This window comes from Bacillus sp. FDAARGOS_1420 (genome assembly GCF_019344915.1).
Lineage (GTDB): Bacteria > Bacillota > Bacilli > Bacillales > Bacillaceae_G > Bacillus_A > Bacillus_A mycoides.
This window is the reverse complement of sequence record NZ_JAHWJB010000002.1, coordinates 1506534-1528031: the sequence shown is the minus strand read 5'-3', so window position 1 is coordinate 1528031 and position 21498 is coordinate 1506534. Positions and strand designations below refer to the sequence as shown.

General features: G+C 33.4%; 20 protein-coding genes and 2 pseudogenes. 6 read left to right on the top strand and 16 right to left on the bottom strand.

The window, feature by feature from the left end; genetic code table 11:
• Positions 1 to 52: 52 nt before the first annotated feature.
• Together I6L50_RS18100 and I6L50_RS18095 are read right to left on the bottom strand one after the other, a co-directional pair.
• Positions 53 to 151, bottom strand: a pseudogene (locus I6L50_RS18100) (GNAT family N-acetyltransferase); the annotation flags it as partial.
• A gap of 320 nt (positions 152 to 471) precedes the next feature.
• The gene (locus I6L50_RS18095; RefSeq protein WP_219302240.1) at positions 472 to 2706 is read right to left on the bottom strand and encodes an MMPL family transporter; all 2235 of its coding nucleotides are present in this window, start codon (positions 2704 to 2706) and stop codon (positions 472 to 474) included.
• Positions 2707 to 2828: 122 nt separating this feature from the next.
• Between I6L50_RS18095 and I6L50_RS18090 the strand changes: the two genes are divergently transcribed.
• Positions 2829 to 3452, top strand: coding sequence for a TetR/AcrR family transcriptional regulator (locus I6L50_RS18090; RefSeq protein WP_219302239.1), 624 nt, complete (start codon positions 2829 to 2831; stop codon positions 3450 to 3452).
• A 126-nt stretch (positions 3453 to 3578) separates the two neighbouring features.
• Here the strand turns inward: I6L50_RS18090 and I6L50_RS18085 are convergent, their stop codons facing one another.
• Positions 3579 to 4232: an MBL fold metallo-hydrolase gene (locus I6L50_RS18085; RefSeq protein WP_219302238.1), complete on the bottom strand. Its 654-nt coding sequence runs from the start codon at positions 4230 to 4232 to the stop codon at positions 3579 to 3581.
• A gap of 66 nt (positions 4233 to 4298) precedes the next feature.
• The gene (locus I6L50_RS18080) at positions 4299 to 4706 is read right to left on the bottom strand and encodes a GNAT family N-acetyltransferase (protein WP_219302237.1); all 408 of its coding nucleotides are present in this window, start codon (positions 4704 to 4706) and stop codon (positions 4299 to 4301) included.
• 456 nt (positions 4707 to 5162) lie between these two features.
• On the opposite strand from I6L50_RS18080, the pseudogene I6L50_RS34925 reads away from it, so the two are divergent.
• Positions 5163 to 5285, top strand: a pseudogene (locus tag I6L50_RS34925) (MarR family winged helix-turn-helix transcriptional regulator); the annotation flags it as partial.
• A gap of 346 nt (positions 5286 to 5631) precedes the next feature.
• On the opposite strand, the gene I6L50_RS18075 reads toward I6L50_RS34925, so the two are convergent.
• From I6L50_RS18075 to I6L50_RS18055, 5 genes are all read right to left on the bottom strand, one after another.
• Positions 5632 to 6135: a GNAT family N-acetyltransferase gene (locus I6L50_RS18075; RefSeq protein ID WP_002085671.1), complete on the bottom strand. Its 504-nt coding sequence runs from the start codon at positions 6133 to 6135 to the stop codon at positions 5632 to 5634.
• Positions 6136 to 6289: 154 nt separating this feature from the next.
• Positions 6290 to 6760: a DMT family transporter gene (locus tag I6L50_RS18070; RefSeq protein ID WP_085311005.1), complete on the bottom strand. Its 471-nt coding sequence runs from the start codon at positions 6758 to 6760 to the stop codon at positions 6290 to 6292.
• A gap of 19 nt (positions 6761 to 6779) precedes the next feature.
• Positions 6780 to 7472, bottom strand: coding sequence for a Crp/Fnr family transcriptional regulator (locus I6L50_RS18065; protein ID WP_060751755.1), 693 nt, complete (start codon positions 7470 to 7472; stop codon positions 6780 to 6782).
• Between the two features lie 18 nt (positions 7473 to 7490).
• Entirely contained in the window at positions 7491 to 7916 is a 426-nt protein-coding gene (locus I6L50_RS18060) for a DMT family transporter (protein ID WP_219302236.1), read from the bottom strand.
• A gap of 181 nt (positions 7917 to 8097) precedes the next feature.
• Complete coding sequence (locus I6L50_RS18055; RefSeq protein ID WP_219302235.1) at positions 8098 to 8583, bottom strand: DUF2798 domain-containing protein; 486 nt, start codon at positions 8581 to 8583, stop codon at positions 8098 to 8100.
• 225 nt (positions 8584 to 8808) lie between these two features.
• Between I6L50_RS18055 and I6L50_RS18050 the strand changes: the two genes are divergently transcribed.
• Both I6L50_RS18050 and I6L50_RS18045 read left to right on the top strand, forming a co-directional pair.
• The gene (locus I6L50_RS18050; protein ID WP_219302234.1) at positions 8809 to 9411 is read left to right on the top strand and encodes a DUF2441 domain-containing protein; all 603 of its coding nucleotides are present in this window, start codon (positions 8809 to 8811) and stop codon (positions 9409 to 9411) included.
• Between the two features lie 33 nt (positions 9412 to 9444).
• Positions 9445 to 10386: a nucleoside hydrolase gene (locus I6L50_RS18045; RefSeq protein WP_219302233.1), complete on the top strand. Its 942-nt coding sequence runs from the start codon at positions 9445 to 9447 to the stop codon at positions 10384 to 10386.
• A 126-nt stretch (positions 10387 to 10512) separates the two neighbouring features.
• On the opposite strand, the gene I6L50_RS18040 is transcribed toward I6L50_RS18045, so the two are convergent.
• The 4 genes from I6L50_RS18040 to I6L50_RS18025 form a co-directional block, all read right to left on the bottom strand.
• A complete protein-coding gene (locus I6L50_RS18040; RefSeq protein WP_219302232.1) occupies positions 10513 to 11379 on the bottom strand; it encodes an MBL fold metallo-hydrolase in 867 nt (288 codons plus the stop codon).
• Positions 11380 to 11770: 391 nt separating this feature from the next.
• The gene (locus tag I6L50_RS18035) at positions 11771 to 13084 is read right to left on the bottom strand and encodes a hemolysin family protein (RefSeq protein WP_002085679.1); all 1314 of its coding nucleotides are present in this window, start codon (positions 13082 to 13084) and stop codon (positions 11771 to 11773) included.
• Positions 13085 to 13670: 586 nt separating this feature from the next.
• Positions 13671 to 14369: a DUF7003 family protein gene (locus I6L50_RS34920; RefSeq protein ID WP_242247362.1), complete on the bottom strand. Its 699-nt coding sequence runs from the start codon at positions 14367 to 14369 to the stop codon at positions 13671 to 13673.
• Between the two features lie 436 nt (positions 14370 to 14805).
• Entirely contained in the window at positions 14806 to 15576 is a 771-nt protein-coding gene (locus I6L50_RS18025; protein ID WP_002085684.1) for a class I SAM-dependent methyltransferase, read from the bottom strand.
• Between the two features lie 141 nt (positions 15577 to 15717).
• Here I6L50_RS18025 and I6L50_RS18020 point away from each other — a divergent pair, with 141 nt between their 5' ends.
• Both I6L50_RS18020 and I6L50_RS18015 read left to right on the top strand, forming a co-directional pair.
• The gene (locus I6L50_RS18020) at positions 15718 to 16455 is read left to right on the top strand and encodes a ZIP family metal transporter (RefSeq protein ID WP_219302231.1); all 738 of its coding nucleotides are present in this window, start codon (positions 15718 to 15720) and stop codon (positions 16453 to 16455) included.
• An 82-nt stretch (positions 16456 to 16537) separates the two neighbouring features.
• Positions 16538 to 18238: a pyruvate oxidase gene (locus I6L50_RS18015; protein ID WP_219302230.1), complete on the top strand. Its 1701-nt coding sequence runs from the start codon at positions 16538 to 16540 to the stop codon at positions 18236 to 18238.
• A gap of 45 nt (positions 18239 to 18283) precedes the next feature.
• Here I6L50_RS18015 and I6L50_RS18010 read toward each other — a convergent pair whose 3' ends face one another.
• From I6L50_RS18010 to I6L50_RS18000, 3 genes are all read right to left on the bottom strand, one after another.
• A complete protein-coding gene (locus I6L50_RS18010; RefSeq protein WP_016092643.1) occupies positions 18284 to 19288 on the bottom strand; it encodes an ABC transporter permease subunit in 1005 nt (334 codons plus the stop codon).
• Between the two features lies 1 nt (position 19289).
• Complete coding sequence (locus I6L50_RS18005) at positions 19290 to 20156, bottom strand: ABC transporter permease subunit (protein WP_002141702.1); 867 nt, start codon at positions 20154 to 20156, stop codon at positions 19290 to 19292.
• A gap of 222 nt (positions 20157 to 20378) precedes the next feature.
• Entirely contained in the window at positions 20379 to 21410 is a 1032-nt protein-coding gene (locus I6L50_RS18000) for an alpha/beta fold hydrolase (protein WP_113937840.1), read from the bottom strand.
• Between the last annotated feature and the right edge of the window lie 88 nt (positions 21411 to 21498).

The following is a 21498-nucleotide window of genomic DNA, read 5'->3' as shown; positions in this document are numbered from 1 at the left end:
TGTTTTCCCCTTAAATGTTACAAACCAATAACTTATATGTACAACAAAGTTATTAATTCACTTTTGTTTTTAATACTTTTCCCATTATTACATAAGGAACATCATCTTTACTTGGATGAAACGGTTCCAATACATTTACCCAATCTAATTTTCCATTCATCACTCCTATTTTTAGCGATTATATTTACTAGCATTTATAAATAATTACAAAATAAGGAATATTAAAACAGGATATTTATCTTCCCATTCATTTGCTAAATACAATAAACCTGCACAATAAAAAGCTCTGGAGCATTTTTATAAAAAATTCATGCTTCAGAGCTTAAGAAAAATTTTAATACACTTAAAACTTCATCATACATTTCGTCTATATTTTTCATTGTATATTCCAAATGACCATTCTATATCAGACCAACAAAAAAGAAGGTGGCCTAAAAATCAGTTTTACTGACTTTTTCGGCAACCTTCTTTTTATAAAGTATCTTCTTTTCTTAATTGCTTTTCTTCTTTCCAAAGCTTTCCTGGCCAAAAAGCAAAACGTCCTAATACAACTGTAATTGCTGGTACTAATAATGGTCTTACAATAAACGTATCTAGTAATACACCGATTGCTGTTACTATACCGAATTGAACGAGAACTTGAATTGGTAACGTACCTAACACTGCAAAAGTTCCTGCTAAAATTAAACCAGCTGATGTAATTACACTTCCTGTTTGTATAACACCATTTTTTACTGCATCTACATGATTTTGTTTCTTTCTATTTTTCCATATTTCTGAAACCATGAAGATATTATAATCTTCCCCTAAGGCAACTAAAAATACGAATGCATATAACGGTATCGCACCTTGTATCGCGGGAGCTCCCATACCGAAATGCAGTAAAATCCAGCCTGCTCCTAATGCAGAGAAGAAAGATAAAACGACAGTTACAATTAAGTAAATCATCGCAACGATTGAACGTAAATACACGAGTAAAAGTAAAGCGATGATACTAATCATAACCGGAATAATAACCGCTTCATCCCGTTCAGTAATTTGCTTTGTATCATATAAGGAAGCTGTTTCTCCGCCAATCCATAAATGATTCTCAGCTTTACTAATTCCTTCAGCTTTTAATACCTTTTCTACACTATTTTTCAATTTAGGGATTTGATCTAACGCTTCAATGGAGTAAGGGTTTTCTGCTAAAGAAACTTCATACATTTGCAATTGATTATTTTCTTTTCCCTTCATTGGCTCTTTCACTTTATTAACAAAAGATAATTTCTCTATTTCTTGTTTAATAGGTAAATCTTTTCCCTTTGAATCAACTACAATCTTTACCGGTGCTAATTCTCCAGCTGAAAAATGATCAGTAATTAGTGTAAATCCTTCACGTGATGGCATATCTTTCGGGAATGATTCTAATAAATCGTACGTGTATTGAATACGTGGTACAAATGAAGCCAAGCCTCCTAATAAAAATACGATTAGCATAATAATTGTCCACGGTTTACGTACAACAATATCACCAAGTTTTTTACTAAAGAACCCTTTAGTATTTTTTACTTTTACTACTTTCTTTTTCTTTCTTGCAAACTCTTCATTCATTGCAGCTGTTCTCGGTATGAACGGGAAAAATGCAACTCTACCGAAAATTAATAATAATGCTGGCAGAATCGTTAAAGCAGCGATTCCCATAATGAAAACAGCCACACTAAATGGAACTGCGAATCGATGAAAAGCTCCATAATGAGCAAGTAATAACGTTCCTAACCCTAGTACTACAGTAAGTGCACTCATTATAATTGCCCCGCCAGATGCTTTTATCGCAAGTTGCAATGCTTTATACTTACTTTCTTCTTCTAGCAAGTACTCTTTATATCTTGAAATAAGAAATAAACAATAGTCCGTTCCTGCTCCAAACAGTAAGACAGTCATAATCGATATAGCCTGTGCATCTACTTTAATCCATCCATTGTCTGCTAAAAAGCCCAGTGTCGGACTAATAATTCCATATGCAAAGCCAACAACAAGTAAAGGTAAAATTGCTAAAATTGGTGAACGGTACAATAAAATTAATAAAACCAATACTAGTAGTACAGTAGCAACTAATAATTTCACATCAGCTTGACTAAATAAACTTACCGCATCCGTTTGAATACCTACAGGTCCAGATAATCGAACATGTAAACCAGAGTCGGTAATTTTTTGTTTGAATGGATCTTCATCCACTTTACTATTCACTATTTTTCGTAACTCTTCTAAATTACCTTTTAATATATCCGTTCCAGCAGATTTATTAAAAAATATTGGTGTGACAAATGATGTACCATCTTTTGATGCACTTTTTGATAATACTTGCTCTGGAATTGTATCAAATGGTGGTAACAATGATTGTTCTTTTAAAGGGTCCGTTTTTAACTCTTTATAAACGTCCTGTATTAATTTGTAGTCTTTTGACTCTAATCCACCATCCCGATGCCATACAACTAACAACGGATTTCCTGCATTATTAGGAAATTCTTTTTTCATAAGTGCTTCAGCTTGCTGTGACATAGCTGTTTCAGGTAAATTTTTCGGATTCGGTTCTTTCGTACTGTTTACTTGTGGTAACGTAAATGAAAGTACTAATGTAATAAGAATCCATACCGATAAAGTTATCCATTGCGTATTCTTCCCTGCTACAAGCCTCCCTAACATATGTAACGGGTGCTTTTTCATAAAACCCCACCTTCCTTTTTTCCTCCAATATTAATTATATATACTGGTCGGTTAATTAATCAAGAATGATTAAAAAATTATGTTATAATTATCTCAATAATAAATGTCAGGAGCGAATGTATTTGGATCAAAAACAACGTCCTCTCGGAAGGCCTCGTCAAAATAAAAATACAAAGTCTACAAAAGAAATCATTTTAGAAGTTGCAACTAGGTTATTTCTCACTCAAAATTATCAAGTTGTTTCGATGGATGAGGTCGCGAAAGAATGTGGTGTTACAAAAGCAACCGTCTACTATTACTATTCAACAAAAGCGGATTTATTTACCGCTACTATGATTCAAATGATGGTACGAATAAGAGAAAATATGGATCAAATCCTCTCTACAAATAAGACTTTGGAAGAAAGATTATTGGACTTTGCTACAGTATACTTACACGCAACGATGGATATTGATATGAATAATTTTATGAAAGATGCAAAACTCTCTTTATCTGAAGAGCAATTAAAGGAATTAAAAAATGCCGAGGATAACATGTATGAAGTGTTGGAAAAAGCGCTAGATAACGCAATTCTCCTTGGAGAAATTCCTAAAGGAAATCCTAAATTTGCTGCCCATGCTTTCGTCGCTTTATTATCAATCGGGAATTTTAAAGATGAGAATCACAACCCTACTCTTGCAAATATAGATGAATTAGCAAAAGAAATCGTTTCGTTTTATTGGAATGGATTAAGTCATCAAAATTAAATTGATTATATTTAATAAAGAGCACATTTGAAACTCCTTCAAACATGCTCTTTATTAATTTAAGGGTTTTATTTATATACTAGCAATTAGATTATACTTTAGCACCGATTAACAAAAAATTCTTATCTACAGCTTTTGAATTTGTGCATTTATATTCCCCTTACTTAACCCACCATGGTAACAAACTACAGAATCAATTTCTAGATTTAAATACTTCTTCAAAGAATTTTGCGCTTCTTTTATATCCAAAGTAGTTGGGGCATGAATTCCCCCTAAAATTCCGTTTACGCTATACATTGAATCCCCAGCGATAAGAGTTTTACTTTGTCTCAAATATAAACTAATATGACCAGGAGTGTGCCCTGGGGTATGAATAGTAAGAATACCACCGCAATATGGAAGTTCTTGGCCTTCAACCAAAGTATCATCCACTTTTCCTTTTGGTGGATTCTCTACATTTCCATCTTTCAATAAAGGTAAATCCCCTTCAATATATGGCTTATCTAGCTCGTGAGCATAGACTTTTATATTACTTCCACAGTTTTGTAATAGTTCAGGAAGACTACCTATATGATCTATATCTTGATGCGTCAAAATCACGGATTTTAGTTTATCAAACGATACTCCAACCTTACCCATTTCTACTCGTATATCTTCAATTTGTCCAGGAAATCCAGTATCTATTAAAACTGCCATTTCATCATCCCATAAAAGAATTGGGTGAATAATAAATTCTTGAAATTCAAGGTGTAGCATTTCTACTCCTTTAGCAATCTCCATACAGCAATTCTCCTTTATAATGAAGTTTGAAAATATGTACGAGTACACCGAAAATATAAAGCCCCGCTATCTTATAATATGTTTTGTCATTCCAATAGAGAATGCCTTAAACCCAATAGATTCATAGTAAGATTGCAAATTTTCTACACACATAAGTTGGGGAATAACCTTGTTTTGTTCACAGTGCCGGATTAATCGTTCCACTATTTCTTTTCCAATGCCCATGGACTGATACTCTGGCATTACACATACACCGCAAATAATGCCCGTTATTACACCATCTGATATTACTCGTCCCATCCCAATTAATTGTTGCTCCTTAAAAGCATATATCACATACCAACTTTGTTTACACATTTGCTCTAACTCGTTAACCGATAATTTAAGAGAATTCCATCCTAAAGATTCATACATAGTTAATAATTCATTGAAATCTTTAGGGGGTTCAATCGTGTAATTTAAAATAGTTTTCATGTAAATACTCCCTATCATCCTTTTTGTTTTATTCCAAAAAAATTTTGACCGTCGTTAAACTGACTAGAACAATACTTCAATAAGAAAAAGAAGGCATCTCACCATTGTGAATTACCTTCTTTTTTATAAATCCATCATTATATTATCAACCAAAAATCATACAGCTACATATGATAAGAACAAACAAAACTAATAAACTATTTGAGAAATAACCCATAGAGTACTACCCCTTTATTTCATTATGTAAAAGATTTTACCATAAAATTATTAATAGTATAATGACCGAAAAAGACATTGGCTTCATTAGTTTTTTATGTATAAAGTAATATTTTATAATCTTTCTATTCACCGCTCATAAAAAACTTTAACTTTTCCTCTACTGCATCTCTCACGATTTACATAACATTGATATTAGTAATAAAATAATTACTAAATTGATAAAGGACACGAAAAATAATGACTAATAAAGAATTAACAAACGAATACATGAATTTATTATTAAATATGTCAGGTACTTTTAAATTATTATCAGAGAAATCCACTGAATTTACACATTTAGAGCAACACATAGTTGAGTATACAAAAGAAGACCTCGATTTTATTAAATTCATATAATAATCTATAGGATAGTTAGTCCATTATGAGGGCAAATTATTCTTTTTATTTACATAATGAATGAAATAAGTAAACAATAAATATTTAGTTTAATCAGTATAATAAAGATATATAACTTGAAACGTTCGATTGTTTTTGGGAGGAGGACAAAGCCTCGGTGCGAAGGCAGCACTCCGCTTTCGAGGACATGCTTCAGTTATAGTTTGTCACTATTTGGATTATAAATCAGTTCTTTTATCTTTATCTGGATTCTCGCCCAAACTAATGACCTCTTCTCCTTTTCAATAGTTTCGAGTTAGGTCCGGGATTTCTAAAGGTCGCGTACGTTCCAAACAATCTCACCGCGCTCGTCCCACGTACTGTGATGCCTCTCAAATCCTATCTTTTCTAACACCCGGAAGGACGCAACATTCCATGCGCCTACAGTCGACCAAAGTCTGTGGCGCCCGGTAGCAATCGCAGCGTCCAGCACAACAGATGCTGCCTCAGTCGCATAGCCTTTGCCATGAGCACTGCGGAACAACTCGTATGCGATCTCCGGCTCTTCCAGTGTGGAACGACCGATAATCAAGCCACAGTATCCGATGAAATCACCTTCGTCTCGTCGGCGGATAGTGAGAAGGGAAATACCATTTTCGACTGCCCTCTTACGCATCTCGATAAGCTTGCTACGAACGGCGTCAAGGGTTGGCATATCCACACCACGTTCGCCAATTAATTTTCTCATCCAGACTGAATCGGATTCCTCCCACATACTCAGATCAAGTCGTTCAGTTTTCAGCTGGAACTCCATAGCTTTAAATAAAGCTGTCATAGTGGAAACCTCCTAGTTATGTCACTGCACTCATAATATAATGTACACCATCTTCCAACATGTACTGAATCACTTATTTTCTCTCCTTATCGCTCATTTACTACCACCTAAATGTATATGTTCTAATTATTAACACCTTTTTCCTTTAAATTCTTTAGGCCCTATCCTCATTTATAGTAATAGCTTTCTTATTCGAAAAAAGATTTTTAAAAATTCCTACCCCTACAATTAATAGACCTATACCAATTAATTTATTTATTTGTATAGGCACTCTCTCCATTCCAAACAATCCAAATGTATCAACACATAATGCAACAACTAATTGAGTAATAAGGCTAATGAGCACCGTATAAGCTGGACCTAAACTCTTTATTGCACCCATTATACAAATAATTAATCCGATACCAAACAATCCACTTATATAAAATAAATAATTTGCAGTATAAAAGTTAACGCTTATACTTTTCTCTGTAATGATATGAAATAAAACAGAACTTATGAGACCTATTCCAAGAACACATGCAGTTGTTAACCACTGTCCTACAATTTCATTCACTTTCGTATTAAAAACAGATTGTAAGCTAATTAATATTCCAGCTAATATAGCTAAACTAAATCCAATCATAACCCTTCTCTCCCTTTCATTACTCATATATATTATCTTTAGCAACTTCCTTCATTCTAGAAAAATCTTTAATCACAATAACTCCATTATTCTTTTCAATTAATTTTTCACTATAAAATTTTTGTAAAACTCGAATTACATGCCTATAACTTACACCTATAAAATCTGCAATACTTGATACAGAAGTTGAATCTAAATCCTCTTTATACATATTCCCATTACTATCCGTTGAAATCGAAAGTAAATAACTAGCTACACGTACTTCTACCGGATAAAGTAAATTTAGAGCTGTAAAACGAGTCGATATTTTTAACGTGTTCGCAATGTTTTCAAGCAAGAACTTCATAAATATAGGATCATGTAATAACTTATTTCTAATAACTGTATTAGAAATGGAGATTGCTACAACATCTGAACAAGCTTCAACAACATTATGTGCTTTGCTATTTTGTATTAATTCAATATCACCAACAATTGCTAATGGATTGATAAAGCGAAGGATTAGTTTCTTTCCTTCTGGTGTAATCGTGTAAACTTTTACTTTTCCTTTAATAACAAAATATAAACGATGAATTTCATCATCTTTATCGCAAATAAGTTTGCCTTTTTCAAAATGATTTACTTGAAAATTGTCAGTACTTATTCCTGAAAAAATTTCAAGTATATTATAAGCTTTCAAATATTGAATAATTAAGTCTGATTTATTATCCACTTACAGTCCCTTCTTTCCTTACATATTAAACACAAAAACACCTAAAATCATTACTATTGTTCCCACAATATGGTATCTCTCCATTTGTATCTTTTTTATATGAAATAATCCTTTCATTTCAATAACAGTAGCTGTTAATAATTGAGCAACCATAAGTGTTCCAGCTGTTAATGTAACTCCCATTGAATATATCGCCATTGTTTCCGCACAAATAATCAACCCACCAAGTGCGCCAGCTGCTAAATATACTTTTTTTACACCTTTTAAATCCGTTACTTTCTCTTCTTTCTTTAACAAAAATATAGTTGTTGCAATAAGAAACCCAATTAAATGCGTCATAATACTCGTCGACCATATACCGATATCTGAACTAAGTTTCGCATTAAACGTACCTTGAAGTGTAATGAATACTCCTCCAAAAACTGAAAGTAAAATACCTTTCAAAAAAATCATCTCCTAATCTTCTATCTATGATTTAATTAAAAGCTACAATACTACAACGACAAAAGGACAAATGTCACATCAATATGAAAATAATTAGTAATGTACACGAAAAAACACATCTCAAAATATGTGAGATGCGTTTAAAACATTTAATCCTTATATAATATTTTAGTAATTAAAACTACGCTACATTAACAGCTTTATTCTTCAAAACAAACTTTCCAAATAAGAAACGTACAAGAGGTCCCATTATTATTAATTGAAGTGGGTACGCCATAATAAAATTTTTAATAAAGACCGAGAAATAAATTGAAATGAATGAGTCACCATGTAACCCATTATGTAAATACATCATAGCCATTCCGTAAAATGACATAAAGAATACCATTCCGATTACCATTGTTGTTGCCATCGCAATAATCATGTTTACTTTTTTTGATTTATCAAATGGTAATGCAAATACAATCTTTTTCGCACATGGTCCAACGATACATATTTCAATTAATAGCGCAATAATAAATCCAATTATTAGTTCTAATGCGATCTCCTTAATATGAATTGGCCCTCCTGCTCCATTCATTAATAAATTGTAAAACGTCATAACGATAACCATCCCGAGGCACATCATCATACCAAATTGGAGGTTTTCCTTTCTTGTTGTTGGCAATTTTCATCATCCCTTCTCTTTGAGTCTTTGTCATTATATCGATATTGGAAACTCCTTCGTAAGTGAACATTTTGTGAACATTTTTAAAGCGTTTACGTGCATTTCTTTCACTTTCCACTCGAATCCTATCCCACTCTATAACTTTATGATTATAAAGGTTTTATATATTTCAATGTTGAATTACTAAATTTAACATTGAATTACATTACTACTAGGAGGATAACCATGAATGACACAAAATTTTACGTATACCACATCGTTACAAGGAAAAAAATGAATATTGGACAAATCATTCATTTCGATAAAAATCAAACTAATACCCTCTATCACTTCTTTTTTGAAAGAGAACAATTAAACTCTAACGGTGAAGATGGCATAAAAATTTTAAACAATCATTATAAAAGTGACGGATTACATATAAATAATGAAAATGCTAAAGTAGTTATGAATTATATAGATCAAACAATTAGAGCTGTTAGAGAAACGATTGTAGAAATGGTTAGACTGCAAGAATTTCCTGAATATCCGTCAAGGTTGTCTTGCTTATATGCTGCCAAAAGCTATGAAGATGCTTTGAAATGGAAAGCTTTATTTGATTCTTATAATCGAGATGCTTTGCAGATTGTTAAACTACGAGTGATCGGTAGTTCTTTTGAAGGTGACGGAAGTCTTTTACCGAAAGAAGATGGTATTCCTTTCGCTCAAAAAATGGAACAAGCTAGAGAGTATTGGAAAGGAAACGTTAGAAATGAACTTCCTGAGTTACTGATTAATGGGAGAATTGAAGTGGTGGAAATTATTGATGATTGTTCATCAATTAAAATTTAATTCCTGGTTAGATTTTAAAGAATGGAGATTAAAATGATGAAAAAAGTGTACTTCAATCATGATGGTGGTGTAGATGATTTAATATCACTATTTTTACTACTCCAGATGGAAAATGTAGAGCTTACAGGTGTTTCAGTTATTCCTGCAGATTGTTATTTAGAACCAGCGATGTCTGCCAGTCGTAAAATTATAGATCGCTTCGGCAAAAATAATATTGAGGTAGCAGCATCAAATTCCCGTGCGAAAAATCCATTTCCAAAAGATTGGCGGATGCATGCATTTTATGTAGATGCTTTACCCATTTTAAATGAGTCTGGGAAAGTTGTTACACCTGCATCCAAAAAACCTGCACATCATCATATAATAGAGACTCTTCTACAAACTGATGGAAAAACAACTTTATTATTTACAGGGCCCCTAACTGACCTTGCTCGTGCACTATATGAATCTCCAATAATCGAAGATAAAATTGAACGTCTCGTTTGGATGGGCGGTACATTTCGTACTGCAGGCAATGTACATGAGCCGGAACATGACGGAACAGCCGAGTGGAATTCATTTTGGGATCCCGAAGCAGTAGCTCGTGTTTGGAATGCTAATATAATCATTGATTTAGTAACTCTAGAAAGTACAAACCAGGTTCCGCTAACTATAGACATACGTGAACAGTGGGCAAAAGAGCGTAAGTATATTGGTGTTGATTTCCTTGGTCAATGTTATGCGATGGTCCCCCCTCTCGTTCACTTTTCAACTAACTCTACCTACTATTTGTGGGATGTATTAACTGCTGCGTTTGTTGGGAAAGCTGATCTTGCAAAGGTACAAGCGATTAAAAGTATTGTTCATACATACGGACCTAGTCAAGGACGTACAGTGGCAACTGATGATGGGCGACCTGTAAATGTCGTTTATGATGTAAAACGTGATGTATTTTTCAACTATATAACTGAATTAGCAAAGAAAGCTTCTACTTGAAATTCTATCTATACGAAAAATAAATAAAGTCGTATAACTTCAGATGATGAGCCTGCAAAAAAAATTCAAATTGGTTGCGACTTAATATTTGATCAGAATAAGCGTTAATTTGATTAGAGTTGTATTTTACAGATTATTCATTTCATAACCATTTACAAAAAACGTTATTGTTTCTAATTCATCTTCATTTAATTCTCTATCTATGTCTCGTTTATACGATGCCTTTATATTCGCTTCATCGCCTTTATGAGTTTCCGTATAAGTTCCTACTGTTTTTAGCAAATGAATTTCTTGTAAAAACTCATCCCTATTTATAGCTGTCCCATGGGAAAGAATATATGTCTCAGCATCAAATGCCTCTAATTCTTCTACTAATTTAAACGTTCGTTTCGTCGTATAGTTCCACTTAGAAGAAAAAATATTTGCATAAATACAATCTCCTAAAAACAATATCTTTTCTTCTTTAATATAAATGACAACAGAGTCATGTGAATGGTCTCCGCCCACATGCTTTAACACACATGTCACATCACCAAGGTCTAATTCAAGTTGCTTCTGAAAGGTTAAGGTCGGCGGAATAATTTGAATATTTCTTGGTTGTTCACTGAACTCTTTTTTTATACAGTCCGCACAAAATTCAATTTCTGTGCCTTCTTTTACTCGTGTGTCCAACGCGTCATCTGTCCATTTATAAGAAACTAGTTTCTGCATCTCTCTTTTCGTTTCAGAATGCGCAATAGATAATGCACCTTGTAGTACAGGTAATCCAAAAATATGATCCCAGTGCCAATGCGTTAATGCTACAAAATCAGGATTTGAGATATTTTGCTCTTTTAGCATTTCTAAAAACAATTGTGCATGTGCTTCTGAATTACCTGCATCTATCATCAAAGTCTTTTCATTTCCAATGACCATTCCTAATATAGGTCTATCTGTTTCAGAAACAGGTGTCATATACCAAAATGAGTTTCCTATTTTTTTAATTTGCTGCATAACTATTGCCTCCATTTTATGAGTGTGTAACAATTTCCAGCCGAGAAAATTCTTTATTTTGTATTTTGATTACTATTAAATAACAATGTCAGAAATAAAATCATTCTACATTTTTTATTATCTAGTGAAATACAAATACTAATTTTGACAAGGGCATCCTTTCTCAACATTTGTTGCTTTTAATCTATTTTACGCTACGAATTTACATGTAAATTATATTACAATTTGTATAAATGAGATACATTTTACAATATCGAAGGGGTGTTGAACCTGGAATGCAAAGGAAACAATCATTCCCTATTTCGGTAATGTGTTAACAGGTAAAGAGTTGATCAATCAATGAATTTAATGAGGATGGCTACCATGTTATAAGCTGAATAAAAAGCAGCAACTATACAGTTGCTGCTTCTAACATTTCTTTTTGTATTTCAACACGCTTGATTTGGTGAGGGTCTTTAGAAAGAATTTTAAATACATATCCTTCGCTATTTACTGTTTGCCCTTCCTGGATATCATAATTCTGCATCAGAATCCAACCACCAATCGTGTCAACATCACTATCATTCATATGTAATCCTAGTAAATCATTTAATTCGCTAATTAATACTTTACCTTCTACGACAACATGTCCTTCATTCATTTGCTGAATGGGCGGACGCTCATCTTCATCATATTCATCACGGATTTCTCCTACAATCTCTTCCAGAATATCCTCAATGGTTACAATACCAGCCGTACCGCCGTATTCATCATATAAGACAGCCAACGGAATACGTTTCTTTTGCATTTGTAGTAAAAGATTATGTATTGGTATGGTCTCAATTACTTCAATTACTGGACGCGTATACGATTGAATAGAATTAAATTCTTTTGTTTCCTTATTCATATAACGAATAAAGAAGTCTTTCACATTCACCATGCCAATGATTTCATCTTTATCTTCCCCAAATACTGGGTAACGTGTATACTTTTCATCACGGATTATTTTCATATGGTCTGCTAAAGAATTATCTACATGTAGCCCTATAATTTCTGTACGAGGGACCATGATTTCTTTCGCAATACGATTATCAAATTCAAAAATATTATTTACATATTTGTATTCAGCTTGATTAATTTCTCCACGTTCATAACTTTCAGAAAGAATCAATCGTAATTCTTCTTCTGTATGTGCTACATCATGCTCTGATGCAGGTTTTAAGCCGAACATTCCTGTTATCATCCTTGCAGAGCCATTTAACAAGCGAATAAACGGATACATGATTTTGTAGAACCAGATAAGCGGAGCCGAAAGTAATAAAGTAACCTTCTCAGCCTTTTGAATCGCGAATGTTTTTGGTGCTAATTCACCAACTACAACATGTAAGTACGTCATAATAGTAAAAGCAATTCCTAAAGATAATACACCTGCAATGGAAGGATTGATGTTCCACTTATCAAATAAAGGATGTAAAAGTCTCTCAATCGTTGGTTCACCTAGTGCCCCGAGTCCCATTGCTGTAACTGTAATCCCTAATTGACAAGCTGACAAATACTCATCCAAGTTTGATGTCACTTTCTTCGCTGCCAGCGCACCCTTCTTTCCTTCTAATACAAATTGATCAATCTTTGATCCTCTTACTTTTACAATAGCAAACTCAATTGCTACGAAAAATGCAGTACATGCGATTAAAACCACTACCATGATTAAATTAAATATGTCCAACTAATTCCCTTAGCTTCCTTGAAACTAAAGGATTCACCTCCTGATATATTTTCTCTTTCCAGACCTACTTCATACACATTGACATGAGATTGTATAAAATCTACATTCTCAAAATGATGAGGGGTACTCTGAGAAAATCGAGGTCATTTAGCCACCTATCCGAGTCAACATCTGAGTCCAATACATTTCCACCGCCTTGATTAAATTATCTATATGTTAGCATGAGAAATAAATCCCAGTCAACGTTAACATTTTGTATACCCTGAAATTCAAACAAAAAGCTTCTCTTTCCTGTTACATAAAACCTCTTAATGTGTGCATCAAACACTATAACATTTCCTTCACTTCCACTAACTATATTATTTTTTTGTTCATTATTTACATTCCTTCTCACATTAAAAATAAAGCGAAGAAACATTTATCTATCTTTTTTAAAAATATTTTGACACACATATTAGTAATAACTAATACGATTGTTCAACTCAAATGATTTAGATGTGAAAGCGAAGTTCATACATGGCTTTCACATCTAAATCATGTTACAAATACTTCAATGTATCATAGGTGGGGAAAAACAGTTTCTTATTTAAATGTCATCCTCTTCTTGTTTTTCAAAATCACTCCATGTCCAATTGGTCCAATCATTATTTACTTTCCCTACAGTTATCAAATTCACATTATTTAATTCAATCGCTTTAGCTAAACTTTGAAAGAATATGCTCTCACTCGGTTTTTGATCATCACTTATATCAGGATGTTCCCATTCTTCTGTTTGATAAAATAGATTTGGTTTAAATTCTGCATTGGTTTCATCTAATATGTCCGAGGGATTTACCCAGAATTTCTCCTTATATTTAGAAGTTAAAAAACGAATAAGTTTGGTAGGATGAAATGAATCTGTTTCAATTCCTAAACGCTTATACTCTTCTACAGTTGGTGTTAAAGTGATACGTTCTCCTTTCAAAAGTAACTCCATATGAAAAGGATCTACAAGGAAATGATCTTCATCATCGTACCAATATTCTTCATTTACAAGCGTTAAGATTTCATCGAAACATGAAAAGAATCCTTGCTGTCTCATGCTATTACTATACACATAGAAGTTATTCGATATCTCAAGGTTTGCATCAACGCCCACAACCTCAAATACAATGAGCCACTTGTCTTCCTCTCGAAAAACAGATATTCTGGATTGTGCTAAGTCAAAATTATAGTTATCAAGTACTGGAAAATCAAACTCCTCCGCGTACCTATCTAGTGTTTCAAGTATTTTTTCTGCTTTCATAACATTACTCTCCATAAAGTTAGTATAGTAAATTTTTATTACATTCGTTTTTCTTTATTTAACTCATAAACATTATCTAAATACCAGGACATTTTTTTATGTCCCTCTAAACTGGCAACCATCCAGTTTTATTTATTTGTATATTATATAAAACTCTAATGGCTCAGTAAACAACATTTGATTATGACCTTATCCTTCATTTTCTTTATAATTGTATTTTCACAATCCCCACCATAGCACTCCACTGCAGCTCCTCTTATTCTTCCTTACAATTAAAACAAAGACACATAGTCTATTGTTAATGTGAAATACAGTTTGCTCATTTTTTCTAATAACTTACTATATAAGAAAAGACGCGTTTCTATATAAACGCGCCTGATTGTTATATTCTTAGGAACACTTCTTTATGTCACTTATCAACTAATAATCAGCATCCCTATCTTTTCTTCCGGCAAACTACCACCATAGAATAACAATCCTCCTGCAACTCATTCCCATCCCAATCATTATATATATGTAACAATTCAAACCCATTCGCTACTAGTAATCTTTCTAATTCTTGTGGATACGTATACCGAAGATCTATTGTTGTTTTCAGTTCCTCTACTAGCGCATTATCCTCATAAAACCTTCTTGTTGTTATGTAGTACTGTATTTGCTGAATTGAATCATAATTCATCTCAGTATATAAATCACATCTTCTTCCCTGTTCATCTGTAATAGTTGTCCAATATTCTTCTGTAGGTGGTTGTATTAATTCTTCCTTTGACGGAAAACGTGTATCAAATATGAATATACCATTATCAGTTATTACATTATGAATCGATGCTAATAATTGATTTTGATGTGTATTAGTAAGAAAATGTTGGAATCCATGTCCTACCATAAATGCTAACGGAATTGTCTCTTCGACGCTCAATTGCAAGCAGTCTTGCTGTAACCACTTTATATTCTTTAAACTCGCAGATTTACTCTTCGCTTCAGCAAGCATTCCTTCATGTATATCTATACCAATCATTTGATACCCTTTTTCGATAAAAGGAATAGTGACTCTCCCTGTTCCACATGCAATATCTAAAATCCATTCATTTTGTATATTTAGTTTTTGCGCCCATGATAGTAAAAACGGAAAATCTGAAAAACTTTTATTTTCTATATCATATCGTTTTGGATTTTCATATTCAGATAAGTTCCATTTTGTTTGCACTTACATTCCCCATTTCATTTTAATATGTAAATTATAATGAATTTACAGTTTTTTCTCTATAATTAGTCATAATAATTTGGACTAATCTCCCTCCCCCATTAGTAAGCTGAAAACAAGGGGATAGAATTGGAGTGTGATGATATGGAACGTTTATGGATTCCTATAATCGTTACGTTTTTTTCGTTCGGTGGATTACTATTAGGAGGTGCTGTTGGAGTAGCAACACGCCAACTAATTGAAGAAAAGATGCATCGCTTATACGCATTATGTGGTGGGATTTTGCTTGGGCTTTTATCACTTGAAATTATTCCTGAAACATTTTCAAGCTATGAAATAATTGGGCCTATGCTCGGTATAGCTATCGGTATTTTAGTTATGAGCTTATTAGATAACTATTGTCATCATCCGATTATACATAAGAAAGATCAACAAGCATGGCAAACCTTCCTTTTTCTTTCTTTCGCTATATTCATTCATAATATGCCGAGTGGATTTGCGTTAGGAACAGCGTTTATAAATCATAATGACTCTGCCATTCCTTTCTTACTTGCGATTGTCATTCACCATATTCCAGAAGGGTTAGCTTTAATTATTCCATTTCTTTTTACAAAACATAAATACATTTCATTTTTATTAACAACTTTATTACTTTCTCTCATCCTAGGGACCGGTACTGTTTTTGGCATTATGATGGACGGGAAAGCTCTCCATTTACAAGGACTTATTATGGGAAGCGCAATTGGTTCTCTTGGCTATGTCACAATTCACGAAATGCTTTGGAAAGCAAAAAAACAGCTACCTTTCCTTCCGTTTCTATCGTGGTCTATTAGTGGATTTTTACTAATAATAGCCTTCACTCTTTTCACTGGACATCATTAAAACAAATAAGTTATATCATTTGTATATTTTCCCTTTTTCTCCAAAACATAATAGTATCTACCTATTATAAGGAGGAACGATTATGTTTGGAAAAACAGCCGGTGAAGCATTAGTGGATCTTTTAATTGACTGGGGTGTAGAACACATATATGGTATGCCTGGAGATTCCATTAATTCTATTATTGAAGCTTTAAGAAAAAAACAAGATAAAATTAAATTTATTCAAGTTCGCCATGAAGAAGCTGGTGCGTTAGCAGCGGCAGCCTATGCGAAATTAACAGGAAAACTTGGTGTTTGTATGGCTATTGCAGGACCTGGAGCTATTCATTTATTAAATGGTTTATATGATGCGAAACTCGATCAAGCTCCCGTATTAGCAATTTCAGGACAAGTCGAAAGTGATTTACTCGGAACGGATTTTTTCCAAGAAGTAAACTTAGAAAGAATGTTTGATGATGTCGCGGTTTATAACCAACGAATAATGTCAGCTGAACAGTTACCTGCTGTAGTTAATCAAGCGATTCGAATGGCATATACAAAAAAAGGTGTCTCTGTTCTTACAATTCCAGATGATGTTCCAAAATTTGAAGTGAAAAATGGTGCGCGCATTACAAACTCTTCCTTTACATTACCAGAAATATTTCCGCAAGAAGAAGATTTAGCTGTAGCGAAACTCGCACTTAATGAAGCGAAAAAACCTGTTATTTTAGCCGGAAAAGGAGCTAAACATGCGAGAGATTCTTTACTTGCATTTGCAGAACACATCGGTGCTCCAATCGTACTTACATTACCAGCTAAAGGGATTGTTCCTGATGAACACCCTCTTTGTATCGGTGGATTAGGATTAATCGGGACGAAACCTTCTTATGAAGCAATGAAGCATGCAGATACTTTAATTATGGTTGGTACTTCTTATCCGTTCACTGGTTTCTTGCCCGAAAAAGCAAAAACACTTCATATTGATACAGACCCTGCACAAATCGGGAAACGTTATACGACAGATATCGGCTTAGCTGGTGATGCTGATAAAACATTAAAATGGTTAATTGAAAATGTAGAAAAACACGAGGATCATTCCTTCTTAGAGCATCATCAAGAAATGATGAAAAAGTGGGAAGAAAAATTACACACTCAAGAAGAAGATTCTTCTACTCCAATTAAACCACAACGAGTTATGCATGCACTGCAGAAAGTAGCAGAAGATGACGCAATTCTTTCAGTCGATGTCGGAAATGTAACAGTATGGACTGCAAGGCACTTCCGTATGACAAACCAGAAATTTATCATTTCTAGTTGGCTTGCAACACTTGGCTGCGGTTTACCTGGTGCACTTGCTGGACAAATTGCTTTCCCGGATAAACAAGTGTTTGCAGTTTGTGGTGACGGCGGATTTGGAATGACAATGAATGATTTCGTAACAGCTGTTAAATATAAACTACCAATCGTTGTCATTGTATTAAACAATAATAAAATTGCTATGATTAAATTCGAACAAGAAGTTATGGGGAATATTGAATTTGGTACAGACTTAACGAATCCTGATTTCGCAAAATACGCAGAGGCGTGCGGTGGTATTGGATACCGTGTAGAACATTTAGATGACTTACTTCCTGCCTTTGAAAATGCGGTAAAACAAAGTAAACCATGCATTATTGATGTAGTTGTAGATGTAAATGAAGCACCAATGCCAGCAAAAATCACATTTGGTCAAGCAGCTGGTTATACGAAACATATGATAAAAGAATTATTTGAAGAAGGTAAGATTGATTTACCACCACTTTAAACAAAAAAAGATAGCTGAAAACAATTTGTCTTCAGCTATCTTTCTTTATTTTTGTACCTCTTTATAGAAAGAAAAATCATTCATAGTAGGTTGTACTTGCTTCTCTACTTTCACTTCTTTATCCTTCCTCTTCGGCATTCTTACATTTCCTAGTTTAATCGCATCTTGCATACTATTACTAATAAGATTTCCTGACAAAATTGTCATACTATAAAAAGCAATCGGAATAAGTACAATCCATGTATGAGTAGTTAAGTGACGGAAGTTTTGACCAATTAGGCCAGTCCATTCCTTTGTTACACTATCTGCATCTATAGCGCCAAAAATTATTGTTCCGCCAAAAAATAATTCCAACAAACCAAGATGCAAGAGGAGTAATAAAGTACTTACAAATTGCTGGGCTACTAATAAAAGAAATGATGGTAACATATGCGGCCATACATGGCGTTTCAACCTCTGCCACTTACTTCCGCCGAGCACAGTGGCCGCCAACATAAATTCTTCTTTCTTAATACGCTTGACTTCTTGCGCTACATACAACATAACTGTCGGTACTGCAAGACATGCAAGAACTATAATTTGAAACGCAACTCGCAAATGAAACGGAGCAGCTGCCTCTCCACTGTCGAACATTAAAACTCCCCTTAATATAAAATAGGAAATCATAACCATTGGTACAATGCTGAATGGGTCAAAAAAGGACGAAATAATTGGAAAAGAACGCCGACTATACATACCGAGAAGTAAGCCTATGCCCCCTCCAATAATTACTCGTAAAATCGCTATAATTAAACTCGCACCAACCGTCCATTTCGCTCCCTCTATTATTAGTTGAAAAAGATCGCGGCCTTTCGCATCACTTCCGAACCAAAATTTACTCGATGGTGAAAACGGAGCAACCTCTAATTCTCCTTTTGCGTTATACATCATCGTTAGTTCACGAATATTCCCATCGAAAAACAACGTATTCCCAATACTAACAATCATAAGGACACTTAAAAAGGTTACACCAAACCAAAACCTTACATCTTTTTTAACAACTTGCCACATATTACGCACGCTCCTTTATAACATTTTGCAAAAGCGTATGTAATAAACGAAACAAGATAAAAATCGGTACATATAATATAATTAAACTTACTGTGAAAATTTCTATGTTCGAATGTTCTTTTACAAATACAAACATTCCATATGTGTTAAAAATCCATTCAATAATATATAAATTGGATAGCATAAATAAAATATTTGTTTTCGCATAATAAACTGTCGTCAATAAAACATTTCTTGAAATATGATGTGTCAAAATATGCCGTAAGCTTAACCCTTTACTCTTGGCAAACATACTATAATCTTTCTCTAATTCTTCTCTGAACCTTAATAACAAAAGTTTAATAAACAATAACGTTGTTGGTATTGTAAGACATATAATCGGTAACAAACGTACTCTTTCTTCCCCTAATCCAGCCAGTTTGATTGGCATAAACCCTGTTTTTTGAAAAATAATTACGACAAGAAGTTGCGATAATAAAATAAGTAAAATATCTGGTATGCTCTCAAGGGTAAGAAAAATCCCATTCCATATTCTTTGTTTCATATGAGTTCGCTGCAGTACAAAAACAACAAGTACATACGCTATACATAAAGAAAGTAAAAATGCTGAAAGAAATACTATCATCGTTTCAATATAATGGATCCAAATTTGCGGAAATAATTTTCTCGGCGCTTGAAAACCATATGTAATTTCAGTTGGGTGAAGTACTTTCTCACCAACATATATAATTGCATTCCAAAAACCGATTAAATCAATTTGTAATCCCTTAAATAACCGAGGGAGCGCACCTAGACAGATTATACATAAGATTGCAGCAAATAATTGTAAACAAGTAACCCCACACCACTTACCAATTCGAATGAACATAAATTACCCCTTCTATTTAAATGAATATTCAGAAACTAAAACTATGTATAGTACCTATATCTTTTAATAAAATAACTCCTCTCTCGACAAAACATATCGATTCTCGTCATTTCTCTGAAGTTGTATTATATCTTTCGACTATTATCCAACATTTTCCTTCTTGATCGATTATATACTATAAAAAAGCACTTATTTTTAAAATAAGTGCTTTTTTATTTAATTTCATTTTACGAATGTATCACACAACCACTCATAAAACTTTTCCTTCTCTTCAAATTGAGGGTAATGTGCTGAGTTTTCAAAAGCTATAAATTCTTTTTGATTCGCTTCAATCCTATCAAAATACTGTTTAGCTGCATGAAATGAAGTATTATAGTCATATTTACCCATAAGAAAATAAAGCGGTAACTTCAGTTTAGTTACTTTAGTAGGTAATGGATTCTTTAAGTCTTTTTCTAATAAGACAGTTTGAGAGTGTGATAATCCAACGTTATAACGAATTACATCTAACAAGTTATATTCATTACTGAATAACATCCCCATGTTATCACCATCTGGATTTTCAATGAGTCTTGATGTTCCACCATATTTCGCAACATAATTTCGCGGGGTATATGTATCACCATTTTTAATTTTTTCAGTTAACCCTTTTAAATGTGAAACCTCATCCGCATTCCCAGCATTTTGTGCCTGTTCAATAACGTAGTTTAAACTATCCATCTCACTTTCTACTGTATCGCTCATCTGTCCAATGCCAATATATGCTTCATATTTTTCAGGAGCTTTGTTGGCAGCCTGTATTCCAATATATGTACCATAAGAATGGCCTATTAAAATTACTTTTTCTTTGCCTAGACGTTTTGAAACGTAATCCGTCATAGCTAATAAATCCTCCACGAGTAGATCTGATGAAAGGTTAGAATAGTCTTCAAAGAAATGATACGATTTTCCACTTGCTCTTTGATCGTAATTGACAACCGTGAATTTCTCTTCCAATAAGTCTTGGTATTTTTGAGCATATGGTATTTCCGAAGAACCTGGTCCACCATGTACAAAGATAATAACTGGATTACTCTTATCTTTGCCGCGTATCATAATTTCATGACCAGTTCCATTTATCTCTACTTGTTCTAATGTACTTATACTGTTTTTGACCCTTATTTGTGAGGTCCATGTAGGAAATACCAACGCTATGATTAGTAATAGTATAGTGATGACTCCGATAAGTTTTATTAATTTTTTTATCTTCCTCATACAACGTTTCCTTTCCTTTAAATTTATAAAAATATCAATTCCATCTAAATTTGTTTGTACATTATTAGTCTCCCATACACTTCTTAAC

What these genes read in the sequence shown, in the direction of transcription:
- I6L50_RS18010 (WP_016092643.1), bottom strand. Translation starts at nt 19,288, where the DNA reads ATGTGGCAAGTTGTTAAAAAAGATGTAAGGTTTTGGTTTGGTGTAACC.
- I6L50_RS18005 (WP_002141702.1), bottom strand. Translation starts at nt 20,156, where the DNA reads ATGTTCATTCGAATTGGTAAGTGGTGTGGGGTTACTTGTTTACAATTA.
- I6L50_RS34920 (WP_242247362.1), bottom strand. Translation starts at nt 14,369, where the DNA reads ATGAAAGCAGAAAAAATACTTGAAACACTAGATAGGTACGCGGAGGAG.
- I6L50_RS18095 (WP_219302240.1), bottom strand. Translation starts at nt 2,706, where the DNA reads ATGAAAAAGCACCCGTTACATATGTTAGGGAGGCTTGTAGCAGGGAAG.
- I6L50_RS18020 (WP_219302231.1), top strand. Translation starts at nt 15,718, where the DNA reads ATGGAACGTTTATGGATTCCTATAATCGTTACGTTTTTTTCGTTCGGT.
- I6L50_RS18000 (WP_113937840.1), bottom strand. Translation starts at nt 21,410, where the DNA reads ATGAGGAAGATAAAAAAATTAATAAAACTTATCGGAGTCATCACTATA.
- I6L50_RS18050 (WP_219302234.1), top strand. Translation starts at nt 8,809, where the DNA reads ATGAATGACACAAAATTTTACGTATACCACATCGTTACAAGGAAAAAA.
- I6L50_RS18075 (WP_002085671.1), bottom strand. Translation starts at nt 6,135, where the DNA reads ATGACAGCTTTATTTAAAGCTATGGAGTTCCAGCTGAAAACTGAACGA.
- I6L50_RS18015 (WP_219302230.1), top strand. Translation starts at nt 16,538, where the DNA reads ATGTTTGGAAAAACAGCCGGTGAAGCATTAGTGGATCTTTTAATTGAC.
- I6L50_RS18080 (WP_219302237.1), bottom strand. Translation starts at nt 4,706, where the DNA reads ATGAAAACTATTTTAAATTACACGATTGAACCCCCTAAAGATTTCAAT.
- I6L50_RS18085 (WP_219302238.1), bottom strand. Translation starts at nt 4,232, where the DNA reads ATGGAGATTGCTAAAGGAGTAGAAATGCTACACCTTGAATTTCAAGAA.
- I6L50_RS18070 (WP_085311005.1), bottom strand. Translation starts at nt 6,760, where the DNA reads ATGATTGGATTTAGTTTAGCTATATTAGCTGGAATATTAATTAGCTTA.
- I6L50_RS18045 (WP_219302233.1), top strand. Translation starts at nt 9,445, where the DNA reads ATGATGAAAAAAGTGTACTTCAATCATGATGGTGGTGTAGATGATTTA.
- I6L50_RS18040 (WP_219302232.1), bottom strand. Translation starts at nt 11,379, where the DNA reads ATGCAGCAAATTAAAAAAATAGGAAACTCATTTTGGTATATGACACCT.